The sequence below is a fragment of the Candidatus Profftia sp. (ex Adelges kitamiensis) genome (assembly GCF_020342455.1).
Lineage (GTDB): Bacteria > Pseudomonadota > Gammaproteobacteria > Enterobacterales > Enterobacteriaceae > Profftia.
On the sequence record NZ_CP080506.1, the window covers coordinates 440,235 to 459,992 of the forward strand.

The following is a 19,758-nucleotide window of genomic DNA, read 5'->3' on the forward strand; positions in this document are numbered from 1 at the left end:
TTTTATTACTTAGAGCAAAATATATTATATAATAAAATTATATTTATTATTAATATAATATTAAATATTACTTATTAAATAATTATGTTAGTAAATAAATACCTTATTGACTTCACATTTTATTTATTATAAATATGTTAGGTAGTACTTAAAATGTTTTACATGATTTTTTCGGCATAAATATATTCACATATTACTGATCATTAATAGAAGTGTGTTTATAAACTTCATTCAACTAAAAAAATTTTGTTATATAGATTTAAAATCTATCTTAAGTATATAGAATTTTACTTCTCTTTAAAATTTATACATATTATACTCATTTATACTTAATGAATGATTTAAATTATAGGTGATGATATTTTTATTTTTAGATATTAATTTATTAATAATGAAAAAATACTTTTGTCTTATTAGACTTATTATTTATTAATAATGTAACAAATTATTAATAACTGTATTATTAATTAAATATAATTTTAGTAATTAATTATCCTGTGTATTTACAATATCACTAATCCAACCTCCTGTTATAACTACTTGTGGCATTTTAATTAGTTCCTCTGTATTACTGGGTGTGCATAATCTTTCTGGATTTTCTGTCCATACAGGAATGGTAAGAAAATTCCCACTTTTACAAATAAAGTTGCCTGATTTATCAATATTCATATTAGTAATTCCTTCTGGAGGTATAAGATTTAAGGGTAGTGGGGTCTGGTTTTCTAAATATTTACGATATAAGGTGAGAGCACCATTAGCACCGGTTAAATTAGTTGGGCCATTATTATCACGTCCTATCCATGTAATAGTGACTTCCTTACCATCCACACCAACAAACCAACTATCACGTAAATCGTTGGTAGTACCTGTTTTTGCAGCTAGATGATAGTTACCGAACTGTGTAACTAGAGAGCGTGAAGTACCCCTAGTTACCACTTGTTGCATACCGTAAAGTGTTAGATAAGCAGCCTGTGGTGGTACCACGCGTTGTGCTTGAGGTAAGCTTTGATATAATATGGTTCCATCTTCAGTAATTACAGAACGTACTGATGATAGAGGTGCTAAGTTACCACTACTTGCGATAGTTTGATATTCTTGTGCAACTTCAATTGGTGTAAGGTTTATAGCTCCAAGCAATATAGATGGAACCGGATTAATTATATTTTTAGGAATACCAAGGTTATGTAAGGTTGCAATAACTTGATCTAACCCTAATAACATACCTAGATTTACTGTTGGTACGTTAAGAGAATTAACTAAGGCATCAATTAACATTACTTGTCCTCGATACCTACGATCATAATTTTTAGGCTGCCAAATACTTCCATTTGCTTGTTTAATCGAAAGAGGACGATCTGTTAGCCATGCATTCAGGCTATATCTGTCTGGCTTACTGAGTGCAGTGAGATAAGTTGATGGCTTAGCTAGAGAACCAATGGAGCGACGAGCATTCATAGCGCGATTAAAACCAGCAAATTGAGGATTGGCACCTCCCACCATTGCTCTTACCTCACCGCTGAAACGATCAACTATTACCATTGCTGCTTCAAGATCATTGATTTGACACGTTTCTTTAAGATCTAAAATACCATTTTCAACAGCTTTTTCGGCGGCATTTTGTGATACAGGATCTAATGTAGTAAATATTTTAGTACCAGATAAATCATTTATTTTGTTCCCTATTTTTTTTTCTAGTTCCTGGTGTACCATTTGCATGAATGCTGGTTGTGGGGAAATTATACCTCCATTCTTTGGTTGTATACCTAAATTACGAGTGCTTAGCATCATGTATATATCTTTATTAATTAAGTGCTGGTTTTCTAGCAGCTTAAGCACTAGATTGCGACGTTCTAATGTTAATTGAGGATTATGCCATGGATTATACAGTGAAGCACCTTTTACTATACCTACTAGTAATGCTTGTTGATCAAGGCTTAATTCATTAATAGGACGTCCAAAATAATATAAGCTCGCTAATGGAAAACCGTGTATCTGATTATTACTGCATTGGCCAAGGTAAACTTCATTTAAATACAGTTCTAATATTCGATCTTTACTGTAGCGATAATCTAAAATTAATGCCATATAAGCCTCATTTATTTTACGCCAGAATGATCTTTTATTTGTTAAAAATAAATTTTTTACTAACTGCTGAGTTAAGGTACTTCCACCCTGTACTGTATGTCCTGCATGAATATTAGCAATAATAGCACGTCCAATAGAATAAAGACTTACACCTTCGTGTTCATAAAAATGACGATCCTCGGTTATTATTAGCGCATATACTAATAAATCTGGGAATCCGCTGCGTGGTACGAAGATACGTTGTCCTCTATTTGATGTGCTTAAAATAGTGATTAAGCGAGGATCTAAACGAAAACATCCAAATTGACGTTGGTTATCCATATTCTGTATCTGAATTAAGCGATCATGATTAAATATTAAACGTGCACTTATTTGATTCTCTTTACCATTAGGAAAATTAAATGGACGTCGCAATAAATAAATATAATTAGTATTTACAGAAAATTCTCCTGGACCTGTAATATAGTTAACTTGGCGGTATTGAATTCCTTTTAATAAATTAATTATTTCTTTTTTGCTATAAAACATGTCAGGTTCAAGGTCTATAATACGACCATAAACTATAGCAGGTAATTTCCATACTTTACCGTTAATGCGTTTACATATTTTTTGATCAAGATAGAAACCATAAATTATTGATAATATTAAGATTATTAATGAAATCTTAGTTAGAAATCTTACTAATTTATAGTAACAATATTTTTTTAACTTTTCGTGCACCAAATAAACCTCTCTATCTTTTTATAATAATTATATTTATTTTATTTTTATTCTTAGTATTGTATTTTTTTATATCTTATTTTTTATAAAACGTTATAAAGGTAATCATGATTAATTATCACAATATTTAAAACCTTTCTATTTAGAGAAGAGAAGTGAGTTAGTTAATTTAACAGTAAACTGCTATTATCTTTTTACTCATATAATGTAGTGTTTGTATACGGAGTTTAAGTCATTTATTACCGCTTATTCTAAGAATATAATCCTTATTACTATTTAGTTTTAAAACTATACTCATTTTATGAATAAATTATTAAATCATTCTTATTCTAATATATCATCATATTTATAAATGTTTTTTGTTTAAAAATCTTTAACTGTCTTATTCAAAAACATATACAATTTTAGTATAAAGATATTTAAATATACAATAGAAAGAGATATATAATTTAAATAAAAACAGAAATATTTATCACTTATATTATATTAATATCACTGATATTAATATTAATATAATACTTAATTATAAGTCTTTATGGGTAAATTATATTTTATATATTAATTATTAATTATAACTTTATTTATATAACTATTACTAAATACTAATTCATTAATTAGCGATATACCCTTATTATTATTTTTAGCAAAAAATAATAATATTAAAATCATTTATAGAATTAGATATAAAATATAATTTTCATATAATAAAAATATATTTTAATTTATTAATAATATATATAAAATATAGAAAAGCTCTTATTGTATTTTTATAAATGATCTAGGTTTATATAGTAATATGTTTATAAACATTTTTATTAAATGGTTTAACATTTATTAAATTCATTATTATTTACTTTTCTCAACTACATAACAACATATTTTTACTTATTATGTTGACTAATATGGTTATTTATTATTTTTATTAAGTAAAACTTAGGGTAATATTAATATATTAAACTATTTATTTATTTTTTAAAAATTTTCATAAAAACTATTATATAGATAATTATATACTTCATTTTTTCTTATCTACTTAAAGGTCTATTTATACAATATTTTACGCTATATTATGTAATTTGTTATTATTAGTATATTTAGAAAGATAAATAACCCTAGTTTAAATTTACTTGTTGAGATAAAAAGTTTTATAATATAAGTTTGTATTTAAAGTTTTATTTATAAGTATATTTTAAGAGATGAATTTTTATTTTAATATTCTATCTATTTTATATTTTCTGCGAACTATAACTTATTTAATATTTTATTTTTTATTAGTACTATCATTTAAAATGTTTACCCTTTTAGAAAAATATTTTAAGTTCAACGTTATACAACATAACTAAATTGTATTTTTTATTTTCATATCTAATAATTACTGTATTTTAATATTTTATTGTACACTCAGTATGTAATAAATATAATATAACAATAAGAAAATTTATCTTATAATCTAAAAAATTTAATATTCCTATATAGATTTTTATATGATTAAGATAAAGAATATATTTATGATTATATAATCATTTTTATAAAACTAAATAAAATAGATAAATAAAATATTTACAGATGAGTAATGCTACGATATTTATAATCACTTATTGATCAAGTGTTATATTCTTATAATTAATATTTCAATTTTAAAGTGTTTTTGTAAGTCATAGTAGTTAGTGTTTTAATTTAATAATTAAAATATTTTTATCAGTAAAATGATACTACAAATAGATTGTAGTAAATTATGAAATTTTAATATTATTTTTTTAAATATTTCCCTAATTAATTTGTTGATTAGTATCTTCGTATATTTTAGTGTTACTAATTAAATTATATAGATTTATCTATGAATATTTGAAAAATCACAAAACTATTATTTTTTATATTATTTATTTTAGATGATAAATCAATGCAAAATTATTATAAAATATAAAAGATATGGATAGATAACCGTACATAAATTTGTTCTATACTTTTTTAATTTTACTTCTTTTTGTATAAAATCTATGTAATTAATTACATTTATTAATGTATCAAAAGAATATATATTATTCTAAGTTTCTTAATATTATTAAGACAATAATTTCTTGCGTATTCATTATGCTACTATTTTTTTAGTAGTTGTATGATTTCTGTTAAAGTAAGTAATATTATATTAGCAACCTACTTTATTCAGGTAGGTTGCTATTTTGTATTATATTCTAGAATAAATGATAAAATTATTGAGATAGTATTTAATACATATGCAATATAATTGCAGTATTAGTATATAAAATTTTTAATCTCTTTTTTAAATAATATTACACCTACTACTTAAAGGTAGTTATTATGTTACTACTTAAGCATGTGATCTGTAAAAACATTTAATACCGTAAATAAATATTATTATATAAAAGAACTTAATTTTTATCTTTATGGTCATTCTTTAGGTTATGCACTTTTACATGTTCGTTTAATTTACTTTTTAAAAGTTTTCATTTATATTACTAATATATTATCATCTAATGTACAAAATATATTATCTAGACAATATTAATTGTAAATATAAATAGAACTAAATGGCAATAGAAGATCTGTAATACACTTGGTACATTAATAAGTACAAAAATAAATATAGCAGATGTTATTTATAATATTGAATATTAAGATACTCATTAGTTAATAAAAATTTTTAGAATTTTAATAATATTAATTTAGGTATAAGTAGTCTTACTAAAATTTACTATTTTATTTCCAATTTAATTGGAAATTATAATAATTTATTATATGACTTTTAATAGCATTAATAAGATAATTTCTATAGTGATAGTAAATACTACGTCTCATAGTAAAGTATGATGTTGTATTATGAGATAATATGTAGTTTTAAGGTAAAAAATATAATTAGATAAAAACTGATAATTTTACAAAAAATTACCCTTGTATATTAATTCTAATAAAGAATATTTATAAAATTTTAGTGAGTAGTTATGAACTTATAATGAATTTTTTTAGAATATATATTATTATAAGTTATCTAGTAATTTATAGTAATATATAATGTAATGCTATTTAATAGTATTTTTAGTCTAGAGATATACAACATTAAAGTTATTTTTTAATATCATATTTTTGTTATAGTGTTTATTTTGTAAACAATAAATAATATGTACTATTATTTTATATTTTATATTTTATGTGCAAATACTTTTTGTAGTTTAAAAAATTTTTTATAATATTTTTTATCTACAGGCAAAGGTTTTATTGATATAAGAATATTATTTTTCTTGATAAGATTAGAATTTTTCTAATAAAAGAGTATAATTTTATTTACGATACAATATTTTTGTATTTTAATTTTTATTAATTTTTTATTTTATTATGGAATTAAATATATAAAACACCGTGTGTTAATATAATATATACCAAAATAATTTGCTAAATATTATTTAAATCTCTTAAATATTGAATTAAGTTTATATAAAATGTTTTCTTTAACTATAATATGTTGCTTAAAACAAATCTAATATAATACTCACCAGTAAGTGATACTCTTAATAATAAAGATAACAAACAAATACTTTATTTTATTATGCACTAAATTAAATATAATATAAATTATTGTAAGACTTTTTAATTACTCAATAATAATCTAACTAATAATCTTATATACAAACTTTACTATAAATTAAATATTTTAATAAATACGTAGTAAGTATATATCGATTATATTGTGGTATTTGTCAAATTAAAATTAGTAAAAATATTTTTATATAAAAGAAAGTTAATTACAACAATTTAATTAATTTAATGTCTAAATATAAATAATATAATTTTATTGAGATATTACAATTATTTTAATAAATATTCTAATCAATGTGATTTCTAGTAACATTATTTATTTACATAATGATCTTATATCTTACATCTAATATCTAATATCTAATATCTAATATCAATACTTCTTTCGATAATATTAAGTAATTAGTATAAGGCATTATAAATAGTTAGATAATTACAACTAAATAAGCGTTTTCAGTTAATTTCAATTAATTTCAGTGATCTTTCGTCTTCTCTATAAATTTATAAAAATTTTATAGCAAGTAAAAGATAATACTACTCATCTATCAATGATAAGCTGTATTAATAATATATTATACGCAATAAATGTTATTATTTTAATATAAAGTATAAATAAATAAAAATATTATATTATAATATTAATAATTAATAATTATTAATTATCATTATTAATGATAAGATACAACTCAAGTAAAATATAATTTAATTAAACTTCTAATAGTTTTATTAGGTTATATAGAAGTTTTATTCCATAGTCTTTAACTTAATATTGTTATTATAATACTTTAAAATTACTTATCTAGTTTCTATAACACAAAAATATTAATCATATTACTACAATATATATAACTATAAATAAACAATAATAGAACATTTGTTAATTAATAATTAAGATCTATTAAAATACATACTTTATTATTACAGTGGATTTAATAAACTTTGGGATATTAAGTTGTCTATGTTTTAGATAGTTGCATTATGCATAAAATTTTATAAATTAATATTAATAAGATAATGAATTACTTGTATTTAAGAAGTGATTATAATTGAAGTATTTACTTGGATCAATATGAGTAATACAAAATTGTTGTTTAAAATTAAAAAATTATTCACTAGTATAATTAAATTTTTATTTATCAGTAAACTTATATATCATTAATAATTTTTTGTTATTAAACGATTTAATAACCATTATTTAATAATAGTAAAATATACTAATCTATAAGTTGTATATTAAATACATAATCCTAGTTATTAGTGTTATAACAATAAAATATTATATTTGATATATACTATATTAGTACTAACAGCTATTCGTACTAAGTTTCGAGTACTACATTATAATTTTTTACTTTCATAATATTTGAGATAACTAACCCCTTTAGTATTTTATTATCACTATTAAAATAATATATAAAATACTATTTTAATAGTGATAAATATCTTCTGATAAGTAAAGATACTTTATCTTAAAATACTAATTCATATTTTACCAACGAGGTACTTTTGAGACTATATCTTTACACTGTGCTCTATGGCGTAATACATGATCCATTAGAACAATAGCTATCATAGCTTCTGCTACTGGTACAGCACGAATACCTACACAAGGGTCATGGCGTCCACGAGTTATTATTTCAACAGCTTCACCTTGTCGATTGATAGTTACTCCCGGTACCATAATGCTAGAAGTTGGTTTTAATGCTATATGAGCAATAATATCTTGACCGCTACTAATACCACCTAGAATACCTCCAGCATGATTGCTTTGAAAACCATTAGTGGTTATCTCGTCTCTATTATCACTACCCCGTTTATTGACTACAGAAAAACCATCACCAATTTCAACTCCTTTAACAGCGTTAATACTCATTAAGGCATGTGCTAAATCAGCATCCAAACGGTCAAAAACTGGCTCCCCCAATCCTACCGGTACTTTCTTAGCTACAACAGTTATTTTAGCACCTATAGAGTCTCCTTCTTTTTTTAGTATACGCATTAATTTATCTAAAGCTTCTAGTTGAGTTGGGTCGGGACAAAAGAATGGGTTTTGTTCTACTTGATCCCAATCTGTCATTTTACATGAAATATCACCAATTTGGGCTAAATATCCACTAATATGTATCCCATATTGTTTTTTTAAGTATTTCTTAGCTATAGATCCAGCAGCAACACGCATAACAGTTTCACGAGCGGAAGATCTACCACCACCACGATAATCGCGAGTGCCGTATTTTTGTTCGTAAGTATAATCCGCATGGCCAGGACGGAATATATCTTTGATAGTACTATAATCTTCTGAGCGGTGGTCAGTATTAGTAATAATTAAGCCTATGCTAGTGCCGGTAGTTATTCCTTCAAAAACTCCTGAAAGAATTTCAACTTTATCAAGCTCACGTCTCTGTGTAGTATATCGAGAGGTGCCAGGACGGCGTCTATCTAAATCCCGTTGTATATCCGCTTCAGTTAATTGTATATGTGGCGGCACACCATCAATAATACATCCTAGTGCGATACCATGTGATTCACCAAATGTAGTAACACGAAAAAATTGTCCAATGCTATTGCCTGTCATATAAAACTCCTTGGTAATGTATGACGCTTAGATAAATATTATAATAAATATATTTTAATACTTATAATATTAAGAATGAGTTATTCTATTAACAATACATCTCATGACTATATGTGGTAAGTATATTGTTACTAAAAATATATCATGAACTATGCTGTATGGTAGATCTGCTTTTTAGTCAAAAAGAATACACCATCACCTCCTTTTCTAAACTCTAACCAGATAAACTGAATATTAGGATATTGATCTATCAAATGGACCATATTATTACCTACCTCGCAAATTAATACTCCATTGTCAGACATATAATCTGAAGCGCAAGCTAGAATTCTGCGAATTAATTTTAATCCATTTTCTCCTGCCACTAATCCTAATATGGGTTCAAATTGGAATTCCTTTGGTAAATTAAACATATCCTCTTGATTTACGTATGGAGGGTTAGTAATAATTAGATCGTACTTAAAGGGTGGTAGTTCGTTAAACAAGTCAGATTTAATCGTAGTGATATTCTGTTCTAATAAATGTTTTTTGATATTTTTTTTTGTTACACATAATATTTGGTCTGAAATATCTACAGCATCTATTTTAGCATTAGGGAATTCATAAGCACAGGCAATAGCTATGCAACCACTGCCAGTACACATATCTAGAATATATTTTGGGTCATAATTAATAATACCACTAAAGCGGTTATCTATTAGCTCCCCTATAGGGGAGCGAGGTATAATAACGCGTTCATCAACATAAAATTCATACCCGCAAAACCATGCTTTATTTGTTATATAAGATACAGGGATACTTTCTTGTACTCTGCGGTTCACACACTTAATAATGTAATTACGTTCCCTAGTAGTTAAACGAGCAGTGTACATATCTTTAGGAATATCTAATGGTAATTGTAGTATTGGTAATATTAATAGAATTGCTTCATCCCAAGGATTATCAGTACCATGACCATAATAAATATTTGCTGCATTAAAACAGCTTACTGTCCAACGCAATATATCTTGAATAGTATATAATTCATTAGCTTCTTCGCTAGATAAAACATTGTACATATTAACCTCCAACAGCTTTATCTATAAGCTAACTCTCTATTTAAATTGGTCGCTATGTCAAAATAATAAAGTATAACATCATTCTACTAGCTCAATACATAAAAGTTGCTATAATTTATTATTAATATACTAATAGATTAGTAAGAATATATAAATAAACCTAATATCTTTATTTAATATTTCTAAGAAAATATATTTATTTTTAAAATTACTATTTGATATCTACTTTTATTCTATTAAAGAAAAAATATGAATGATTCTATATATTATATAATCTCTAATCATATATAAATTTCATTTATTAGTCTTTTCTATAAAATATCTTTATTACATTATTGAAGTTAGGTAATATATTTTATTCAAAAGCTTCTGAATATCATTTAGTTAATTTGATTAATTGTACATTATTTAGATAATTGTATTGTTACTAGTCTTATATTTTATAGAATTTCGTCTTTCTTTTAAAGAAAAAAAGAAGAAAAAAATCATTCAAGAAAATCATTTATAGAACGCATAAAATATAGTGATATTAAAATATTTTTTACCAATTTTTTATTAGTCAAATAATTATTTGATATATATATCCATATTATTTTTATATTAAAAGAAATATTTATATTGAATATATTAAAATAAAGTAAGAGATAATCTTATCTATTAACATAAAATTATTGTATTAACATAAAAAATACTCTTATCGGTATAAATATTTTTAATCCAGTAAATAATGTAATTAATTTTTTATGAGAACATTATATGTTCTAATTAATTACTTTGTAACAATGCATATACTGTTTTGTTAGTTAATAATATCATGCCTGTATTTTTTATATTTTACTCTCTTTAATATTAAAATAATAGTGATGATTCCTAATTAATGGATTATATTTTGATTATATCTATTTTGTATTTATATGTATCCTAATTTATACTTTTTACTAAGTACTATTAATATAGAGTTATTTAAATACTAAGGTTTATTTTTCTTGATATTAATAATAATAAATTTTAGGATTTAGCATGTATTACATAATATGCAATATTTTAAAATACCTTATAATTTAGTATTATATATTGTGTATTTTACAGCAAATTAATTAATATTAAGAGATATTAAATATTGTAATTTTTTATGATAAAACGAAAAAAAATTTCTTTTATATTATGAATTAACCACTGTGATCCAGCAATATACTGCCCTTGCCAAGACTGCTTGAGTGCTTCTTCTGTAAGTTGATTTTCTAGTAATGATGAAATTGGCTTGTAGCTTATATGCCAAGGTTCTATAGCAATATCTTGCTGCTGATGACCAAAAGGACAGTAAAATCCGAACTGAATCATATTACATGCAAGCCATTGTTGTAATGGGTACTGATAACCACCTTTCAAATATTCCCATAGTTCAAGCCGCAGTTTTTGTCCTTTTGGCAAAAGATCTGGGTCATAGACATCAATCTCAGTCCCCCAATGATGACGACTAGCTCCGGGCATTGCAGACCATACTAAAATAGCCTTACATAACTTTTCATTATTCATGGTTGTAATATCCAGCGGTTGGCCATTTATATCTAGAACAGTGCGTGAGCCAGTGAATTTATCATTCCAAATACGTTGTTGTCTAGAAAAATGTCTAAATGTACTAACAGGCTGTAAATTAAATCCGGCTTTTTTTGCTACGTATTGTAATTCTATAAAAGATGCAATGGTTTGATTGTGCAAACGATGATCCCCATATAGATTAGAGAGATGCTCGGTGCTTTGGCCGGTTAGCATTTTAAATGTAAACATATTATTAGTTAATCTGATTATTTATGAGTTTTTCGTAAGTATTTTTAAGTTAATAATATAACTTAAATGTATTTACTCTTTAGTTGTTATATACTTTGCTAAAGTAAATAAAATAATATTTCTATTTATCTAAAAAATTAATCTATAGTAATAGATATATTATTGATGAGTGTTTCTTTTAAATTAATAACTCTTATCTAATATAATATTCCCTAAAACCTCATTTTTAGGATTAAAAAGTTTATTAGATATAGTAAGTATAAGTCTTTTATACTAAATTGTATTATTTTTAGTAATAAAATATCTTTACTATATATTGTAATGAGTTAAATATTATATTTTTGTATTAACTAGAAAGATCATTAGTATCAACAACTAGAATAAACAATTCATATAATTAATTTTTATACTTTTAGATAATCAATGATTAGCATATAATATCAAAACATAAAAAATTTACTTGGTAAATACGTAAATTCTGTTAAGATAATGTTTTATTTAATTTATTTATTATACATAATTCAAAGAGCTATGAGTATTTATAAGTATACACTTTTTATTATATGTATTTGCTATACTACTTTTAATTTTATTAGTAATTATATAATTTGATACGCAATTATCTTATGAGTATAATACTATTATTTATCATGCATAACCAATCTAAATATAATTATAGAAAATAAATATAAGTTTAATGATAATTTTGTGTTGTATATTATGATTTATAATATCATTTAAATATTTTTACTATTAATATTTTTTAGATATTAATTACCATAAAAATTAAGAAAATTTTATATCATTAGAGCATTAAAATATTTTTATTATTTTGGTATTATTTAAAATAATTTTTATAATTATCTTATGCTGAACAGTTTTCTTTCTAAAGCAGGGTAACTTATTATGAAATATTATAATTATTAAATTAATTTAGATAATACTTAATCATATTGTATCTAGTTATATTACTGATAATAATCAGTTAGATCTTTTTAAAAATTATGTAATTAATAATTATATTTTATTATTATTCTAAGTTCTTATAATAATTTATTAAATTTTATTTAATAAATTATTAAGTAGTGTTAAGAGGAGTAAAAGATATTTTTATTAAAAATATTATTTATTACTATAATATCTAAATTCTGTAATGAATTATTTATTAATTGAGTAAAAGGTTTTTTATGTATTTCTATAAAATAATTTTTATTATATTAAGTTAATAACTTCCATATCAATAGATATTTATTTATTTTTTTTAGAAATTTAATATGACATAAAATATAGCGGGATTATTTATCACTAAAAGATTTTTTTAAAATACTTTTATTTTATTTGATTTTATATATCATAGATATTTTATCTTAAAACTTGCTCTTTCAGAATATTATTTTATTTTTATATAAATATTAATTAATATTTAAATCGTTACCTATTATCAATTTATACTCTGTAATAGAAATTTTCTAAATACTAATTTTTATTAATTAGTATTTAATCAATCGTTTAATATCTAATTTTTTTTTAAAATATTTATATATTTTAATTATAAAAAATCACTTAACTATCATTAGTAAATAGTTATTTTAATCTTTATAAGATATTAAATTTTTTTGAGAGGGAGTAACATGTATTAATAATGATTAATTATGTAGAATTTTTTTATTCTATCAAGATGTCTATAGTAAAATCTTACCCATTTGCTATTAGCATAACCATATACCAGCAAATGTAGTAATTATTATATCTTAATTTTATCTATAATGATGTAAGGCCAGATAACAACCATATTATATAATATTTTATATTATATTGCAATAATAATTTTAAATTTATATAATACTAATTATTCCTTATTAAATAATGATTGTTATAATCTACTATAAGTAATATAATACATTATACATAATACATAATACATAATACATAATACATAATACATAATACATAATACTATTATAATCTCCTAATGAGAGTAATCAAAGTAATTATACAATACTACTTTAGTAAATTATTACTCTTTTTCCATATAATGTATTATATAAAATTTTTAATAGATACTACTTTCTCTGGTAAAGTATTTTAGATGAATCTACCAATTATTTATATAAAATCATTAAATTATCATTTATAAAAATTAATGTTTTTTTACTGCTTAATAATGATTTTTTTATAAAAATAATATAAGATATAAAAAAATTCAGGTAAGTCAGACAGCATTTATGTGAGTTTTTATCTATAAAACTTAGCTTATGTAGTTATAGTTTTTATTTTTTAGATATTGACTTGTAGTAATAAGTTAATTACTCCGCTTATTTAATAAATTTAATAAACTTACAGGTCTATATAAGATTTTTTTTTAAAAAATCAAACTACTAATTATGTCGTGTAATTAAATATTACAATATCTGGCATATATAATTATTAATGTACCTATTTTATATCTAGAATATATATATTAATAAAGGTTATAAAGCTGCATAAATTATTATGTACCTAAGAAATTTTTCTACATACTACTGAGAAATATTTTAAATAAGGTATCTTGCAAGATAAGAAAATCAATAAAATTAGTTAATAACTTTAAATGATCTTAGATATATTTGCAATATATCTTTTAAAGATATAGGATACATTGAATATAATCAGATATATATTAATATATATAGCAAAGTCTAAATATTTAGACACTTTTGTAGTTTAATAAATAAAATATAATTAAATTATTTTAAAAGTAATTTATGATACCTATAAAATTAAACATTGTTAAAAAAGATTCATATATACTGTTAACTATCTTAGTATATAATATTTTATTTTAAGTATCAGACAAGAAGTTTATAAAATATCCAAAATATAACGCAGCAATAATCCCGAGTAAGTTTATTTTTTAATATAATAATGATTATACTATTTTTATGTTATGGTCCTATTTTTTGCTTAAAAAAGAATATATTTTAGCTCATTTCATTAAATCTCATTATTGATAACAATTAATATAAGAAAATATGTTAAAACACACTGAAATAATTACAAATTATTGGGAAATTATAGTATTTATTGTAATTGCACTAGGTTTTCCTGGAATAATCCTTTTAGGAACATATATATTAGGCGAAAAATCTTATTCTAAAAATATTCCTTATGAATCTGGTATTGATTCAGTAGGTTCAGCTCGTCTACGCCTATCTGCTAAATTTTACCTAGTAGCTATGTTTTTCGTTGTTTTTGACGTCGAAGCTTTATATTTATATGCTTGGTCTGTTTCGATCCAGGAAAGTGGGTGGTGTGGTTTTATTGAAGCAACAATTTTTGTTTTCATACTATTATCTAGTTTGTTTTATCTTTTGCGTATTGGGGCTCTTAATTGGACACCTATTAATTCCCAGTGTCTTGTAAAATACAAAAGCGTAGCAATAAAATAGATAATTACTTTTAGTTAGTTATAAGTTTATTAGTTATATATTATCATTGTAGTAAAATTGAGGCATAAAAATGGATTACACGCTAACTCGTATAGATCTTGAAGGTAAAAACGACTACCATCCATTAAATAAAAAAGAGAAAGTTATGGATCCTTTAAGAGATAATATTCAGCGCAATGTTTATGTAGGACAACTTAAGAATACTTTGCATAATATAATTAATTGGGGACGTAAAAACTCTCTTTGGCCTTATAACTTTGGTTTATCTTGTTGTTATGTAGAGATGGTAACAGCATTTACTGCTGTACATGATGTTGCGCGTTTTGGGGCAGAAGTTTTACGTGCTTCTCCACGCCAGGCTGATTTTATGGTAATTGCTGGAACTTGTTTTATAAAAATGGCTCCAGTTATTCAGAGGCTATATGAACAAATGCTAGAACCAAAATGGGTCATTTCTATGGGATCCTGTGCAAACTCTGGGGGTATGTATGATATATATTCTGTTGTGCAGGGCGTAGATAAATTTCTTCCAGTAGATGTTTATATCCCTGGATGTCCTCCTCGGCCAGAAGCCTATATACAGGCACTAATGTTGCTGCAAGAATCTATTAATAAAGAGCGGCGTCCATTATCTTGGGTCGTAGGTGATCAGGGTGTATACCGTGCTAATATGCCTGCAGAAAAAAAACTTAAGCGCGAAAAGCGTATATCAGTTACTGAACTACGTTCACCAGATGAAATCTGACACATAATTGATATGTAATATAGAATCTATAATAATAGATATTTTATATAAAAAAAAGAATAATATTTTAGTTAGCAGAGCATCATTTAACTTCTTAGTTTATAACTAATGAATAACGAGTTAAATAACACTGTGGTGATAAAATTATGGTAGATGCTACGATACGAGATATATATAAATCTATTGGGCAAACATGTGATCATTGTGATGATCCAGTAATAAATGAATTAAGTAATTGGTTTTGGCCTAATGCTTTTACTTTGCAGCCTACACGCACTGGTATGCCAGTTATTTGGTTAGATCGTAAACAATTACTAGATGTGATTTTTTTTTTAAAAAAACTATCAAATCCATATATAATGCTATTTGATATGCATGGTGTTGATGAGAGATTGCGTACTTATCGTCGGGGATTACCGGAAGCAGATTTTTCTGTTTTCTATCATATTATATCTATAAAAAGAAATAGAGATATTATGCTCAAGGTAGCATTATCTGAAGAAGATATGCATATACCCACTGTAACTAATATATTCCTTAATGCTAATTGGTATGAGCGTGAAACATGGGAAATGTTCGGTATTACTTTTGATGGGCACCCACACTTAACGCGCATTATAATGCCGCAATCTTGGAAAGGCCACCCTTTACGTAAAGATTATCCTGCGCGTGCAACAGAACTTGATCCTTTTGAATTGACTAAACAAAAACAAAAATTAGAAATGGAGTTACTGACCTTTAACCCTGAATCTTGGGGTATGAAGCGTAGCACTAAAAACGAAGATTTTATGTTTTTAAATCTCGGACCTAATCACCCATCTGCACATGGTGCATTTCGTATTGTATTACAGCTAAACGGTGAAGAGATTATTGACTGCGTGCCTGATATTGGTTACCACCATCGTGGTGCAGAGAAGATGGGTGAGCGTCAATCATGGCATAGTTATATTCCGTATACCGATCGTATTGAATACTTGGGCGGTTGTGTAAATGAAATGCCTTATATATTAGCTGTAGAAAAATTAGCAGGCATTGAGGTTCCTGACCGTGTAAAAGTTATTCGCGTGATGCTTTCCGAGTTATTTCGTATAAATAGCCATCTACTTTATATCTCTACATTCATTCAGGATGTAGGTGCAATGACGCCAGTTTTTTTAGCTTTTACTGATCGTCAGAGAATATACAATGTAGTAGAAGCAATTACTGGGTTTCGTATGCACCCAGCATGGTTTCGTATTGGTGGTGTTGCTCATGATTTACCTCATGGCTGGGAAAGATTATTACGTAATTTTCTTGATTGGATGCCTAAGAGAATAAATTCTTATATTCAATCCGCATTAAAAAATTCAATTTTAAAGGGACGTTCAGTAGGTATTGCTTCATATAATGCAAAAGAAGCATTAGACTGGGGGGTGACTGGTGCTGGTCTTCGTGCAACAGGTATAGATTTTGACGTGCGTAAATGGCGTCCATATTCCGGTTATGAGAATTTTGATTTTGAGGTTCCAGTCGGCCATAATGGAGACTGCTATGACCGTGTTATGTTAAAAGTAGAGGAATTACGTCAAAGTCTACGCATTCTCGAACAATGTTATAAAAATATGCCTGATGGTCCCTTTAAAGCAGATCATCCACTAACTACACCACCACCAAAAGAACGTACTTTACAACATATTGAAACTCTTATAACACATTTTTTACAAGTATCATGGGGTCCAATAATACCTGCTAATGAATCCTTCCAGATGATTGAAGCTACTAAAGGAATTAATAGTTATTATTTAATTAGTGATAGTAGTAGTATGAGCTATCGTACGCGTATCCGTACCCCAAGTTATCCACATTTACAACAGATTCCAGCAGTAATTCGCGGTAGTTTACTATCTGATTTAATTGTATACTTAGGCAGTATTGATTTCGTTATGTCGGATGTAGATCGCTAATTACTTTAGATTACTTTTTATTTAAATAAGGGGTTTATGTGCTTAGTAAAAGCATGCGTGAAGCTATAGAATATGAAAAAAAACACTATGAAGATCCGCGCGCTGTATCAATTGAAGCATTAAAAATTGTACAGAAAAAATATGGCTGGGTTCCTGATCGTGCTATTCATGATATTGCTAATATATTAAATATGCCAGCTACAGAAGTAGAAGGTGTAGCAACTTTTTATAGCCAAATTTTTCGTCAGCCGGTTGGCCGTCATGTTATTTATTATTGTGATAGTATTGTTTGTTATATTAATGGTTATGAAGAGATTCAATCTACACTAGAATGTAAACTGAATATTAAGCCAGGTCAAACTACTTGTGATGGTCGTTTTACGTTATTGCCAACGTGTTGTCTAGGAAACTGCGATAAAGGACCTACTATTATGATAGATGAAAACACTTATACTTACATGACACCTACAAACACTATTAATATTTTAGAACGGTATAAATAATGATACCCTCAGCTCTACTACCAAATCGTTCAGCAGAAAAAAATCCATTAACATGGAGATTACGTAATGATAAACAACCAATATGGCTAGATGAATATTACAGTAAAAGTGGATATCAAGGTGCTAAAAAAGCTCTTAAAAGTATGGTTCAAGATGAAGTAGTTAATATGGTTAAAGATGCGGGTCTTAAAGGAAGGGGGGGTGCAGGTTTCCCTACAGGTCTTAAATGGAGTTTAATGCATAAAGATGAATCTATAGATATACGTTATTTGATTTGTAATGCTGATGAAATGGAACCAGGTACTTATAAAGATCGTTTACTTATGGAGCAGTTACCACACCTTCTTGTAGAAGGTATGGTAATAGCGGCATTTGCGTTAAAATCTTACCGTGGCTATATTTTTCTACGAGGTGAATATATTGAAGCTGCAATTAATCTTCGTAAAGCTATTAAAGAAGCTCAATTGGATAATCTACTAGGTAAAAATATTTTAGGATCAGATTTTAATTTTGAATTATTTATACATACTGGTGCTGGTCGTTATATTTGTGGTGAAGAAACTGCACTTATAAATTCATTAGAAGGTCGTAGAGCTAACCCTCGTTCTAAACCGCCATTCCCTGCTAATTATGGTTTATGGGGTAAGCCTACTTGCGTTAATAATGTAGAAACTTTATGTAATCTTCCAGCAATAATTGAGCATGGTGTTGATTGGTATAAAAATCTTTCTGCTGGTATTAGTGAAGATACTGGTACAAAACTAATGGGTTTTTCAGGTCGTGTAAATAACCCTGGTCTATGGGAGTTACCATTTGGAACTACCGCGCGTGAAATTTTAGAAGAATATGCTGGCGGTATGAGAGGTAAACTAATACTTAAAGCTTGGCAGCCAGGTGGAGCTGGGACGGATTTTCTTACCCGTGATCATCTTGATCTTCCAATGGATTTTATTAGCCTTAGTAAGGCTGGTAGTAGGTTAGGTACAGCCCTAGCAATAGCAGTTGATCATGAGATTGGCATGGTACCACTAGTACGTAACTTAGAAGAATTTTTTTCTCGAGAATCTTGTGGTTGGTGCACACCATGCCGCGAAGGATTACCGTGGAGTGTAAAAATTTTACGCGCACTTGAATACGGTCAAGGACAAACTGGTGATATTGAGATGCTTGAACACCTATGCTATAGTTTAGGGTCAGGTAAAACCTTCTGTGCACATGCACCAGGTGCCGTTGAACCATTACAAAGTGCTATTAAATATTTTCGTGCAGAGTTCGAGGCAGGTATTAATATAAGATATAACAGCAACGTTACTAACATTAAGGGAATTCAACCTAACTTATTAAAATCACGTTGGTAATTT

The 19,758-nt window shown here is 25.8% G+C and carries 8 protein-coding genes and 1 pseudogene; 5 read left to right on the forward strand and 4 right to left on the reverse strand.

Going from position 1 to position 19,758, the window contains the following annotated elements:
- Positions 1-486: 486 nt before the first annotated feature.
- The 4 genes and pseudogenes from mrcB to K0T98_RS01055 all read right to left on the reverse strand — a co-directional run.
- Positions 487-2,721, reverse strand: a pseudogene (gene mrcB, locus K0T98_RS01040) (bifunctional glycosyl transferase/transpeptidase); the annotation flags it as partial.
- A 5,125-nt stretch (positions 2,722-7,846) separates the two neighbouring features.
- On the reverse strand, positions 7,847-8,932 hold the full coding sequence (gene aroC, locus K0T98_RS01045; protein WP_225639564.1) for a chorismate synthase: 1,086 nt from the start codon (positions 8,930-8,932) through the stop codon (positions 7,847-7,849).
- 149 nt (positions 8,933-9,081) lie between these two features.
- Complete coding sequence (gene prmB, locus K0T98_RS01050) at positions 9,082-9,990, reverse strand: 50S ribosomal protein L3 N(5)-glutamine methyltransferase (RefSeq protein WP_225639565.1); 909 nt, start codon at positions 9,988-9,990, stop codon at positions 9,082-9,084.
- Between the two features lie 1,113 nt (positions 9,991-11,103).
- Positions 11,104-11,778: a M15 family metallopeptidase gene (locus K0T98_RS01055; protein WP_225639566.1), complete on the reverse strand. Its 675-nt coding sequence runs from the start codon at positions 11,776-11,778 to the stop codon at positions 11,104-11,106.
- A gap of 3,011 nt (positions 11,779-14,789) precedes the next feature.
- Between K0T98_RS01055 and ndhC the strand changes: the two genes are divergently transcribed.
- From ndhC to nuoF, 5 genes are all read left to right on the forward strand, one after another.
- A complete protein-coding gene (gene ndhC / locus K0T98_RS01060; protein WP_225639567.1) occupies positions 14,790-15,206 on the forward strand; it encodes an NADH-quinone oxidoreductase subunit A in 417 nt (138 codons plus the stop codon).
- Between the two features lie 70 nt (positions 15,207-15,276).
- Complete coding sequence (locus tag K0T98_RS01065) at positions 15,277-15,951, forward strand: NuoB/complex I 20 kDa subunit family protein (RefSeq protein WP_225639568.1); 675 nt, start codon at positions 15,277-15,279, stop codon at positions 15,949-15,951.
- 146 nt (positions 15,952-16,097) lie between these two features.
- Entirely contained in the window at positions 16,098-17,894 is a 1,797-nt protein-coding gene (gene nuoC, locus K0T98_RS01070) for an NADH-quinone oxidoreductase subunit C/D (RefSeq protein WP_225639569.1), read from the forward strand.
- A gap of 53 nt (positions 17,895-17,947) precedes the next feature.
- Positions 17,948-18,397 (forward strand): NADH-quinone oxidoreductase subunit NuoE, encoded by a 450-nt coding sequence (nuoE, locus tag K0T98_RS01075; RefSeq protein ID WP_225639657.1) that lies wholly within the window; start codon positions 17,948-17,950, stop codon positions 18,395-18,397.
- Positions 18,397-19,755 carry an NADH-quinone oxidoreductase subunit NuoF gene (gene nuoF, locus K0T98_RS01080; protein WP_225639570.1) on the forward strand — a complete coding sequence of 453 codons (1,359 nt, stop codon included), beginning with the start codon at positions 18,397-18,399 and terminating at the stop codon, positions 19,753-19,755. The genes nuoE and nuoF overlap by 1 nt, the downstream gene beginning before the upstream one ends.
- The last annotated feature ends 3 nt before the right edge of the window (positions 19,756-19,758 follow it).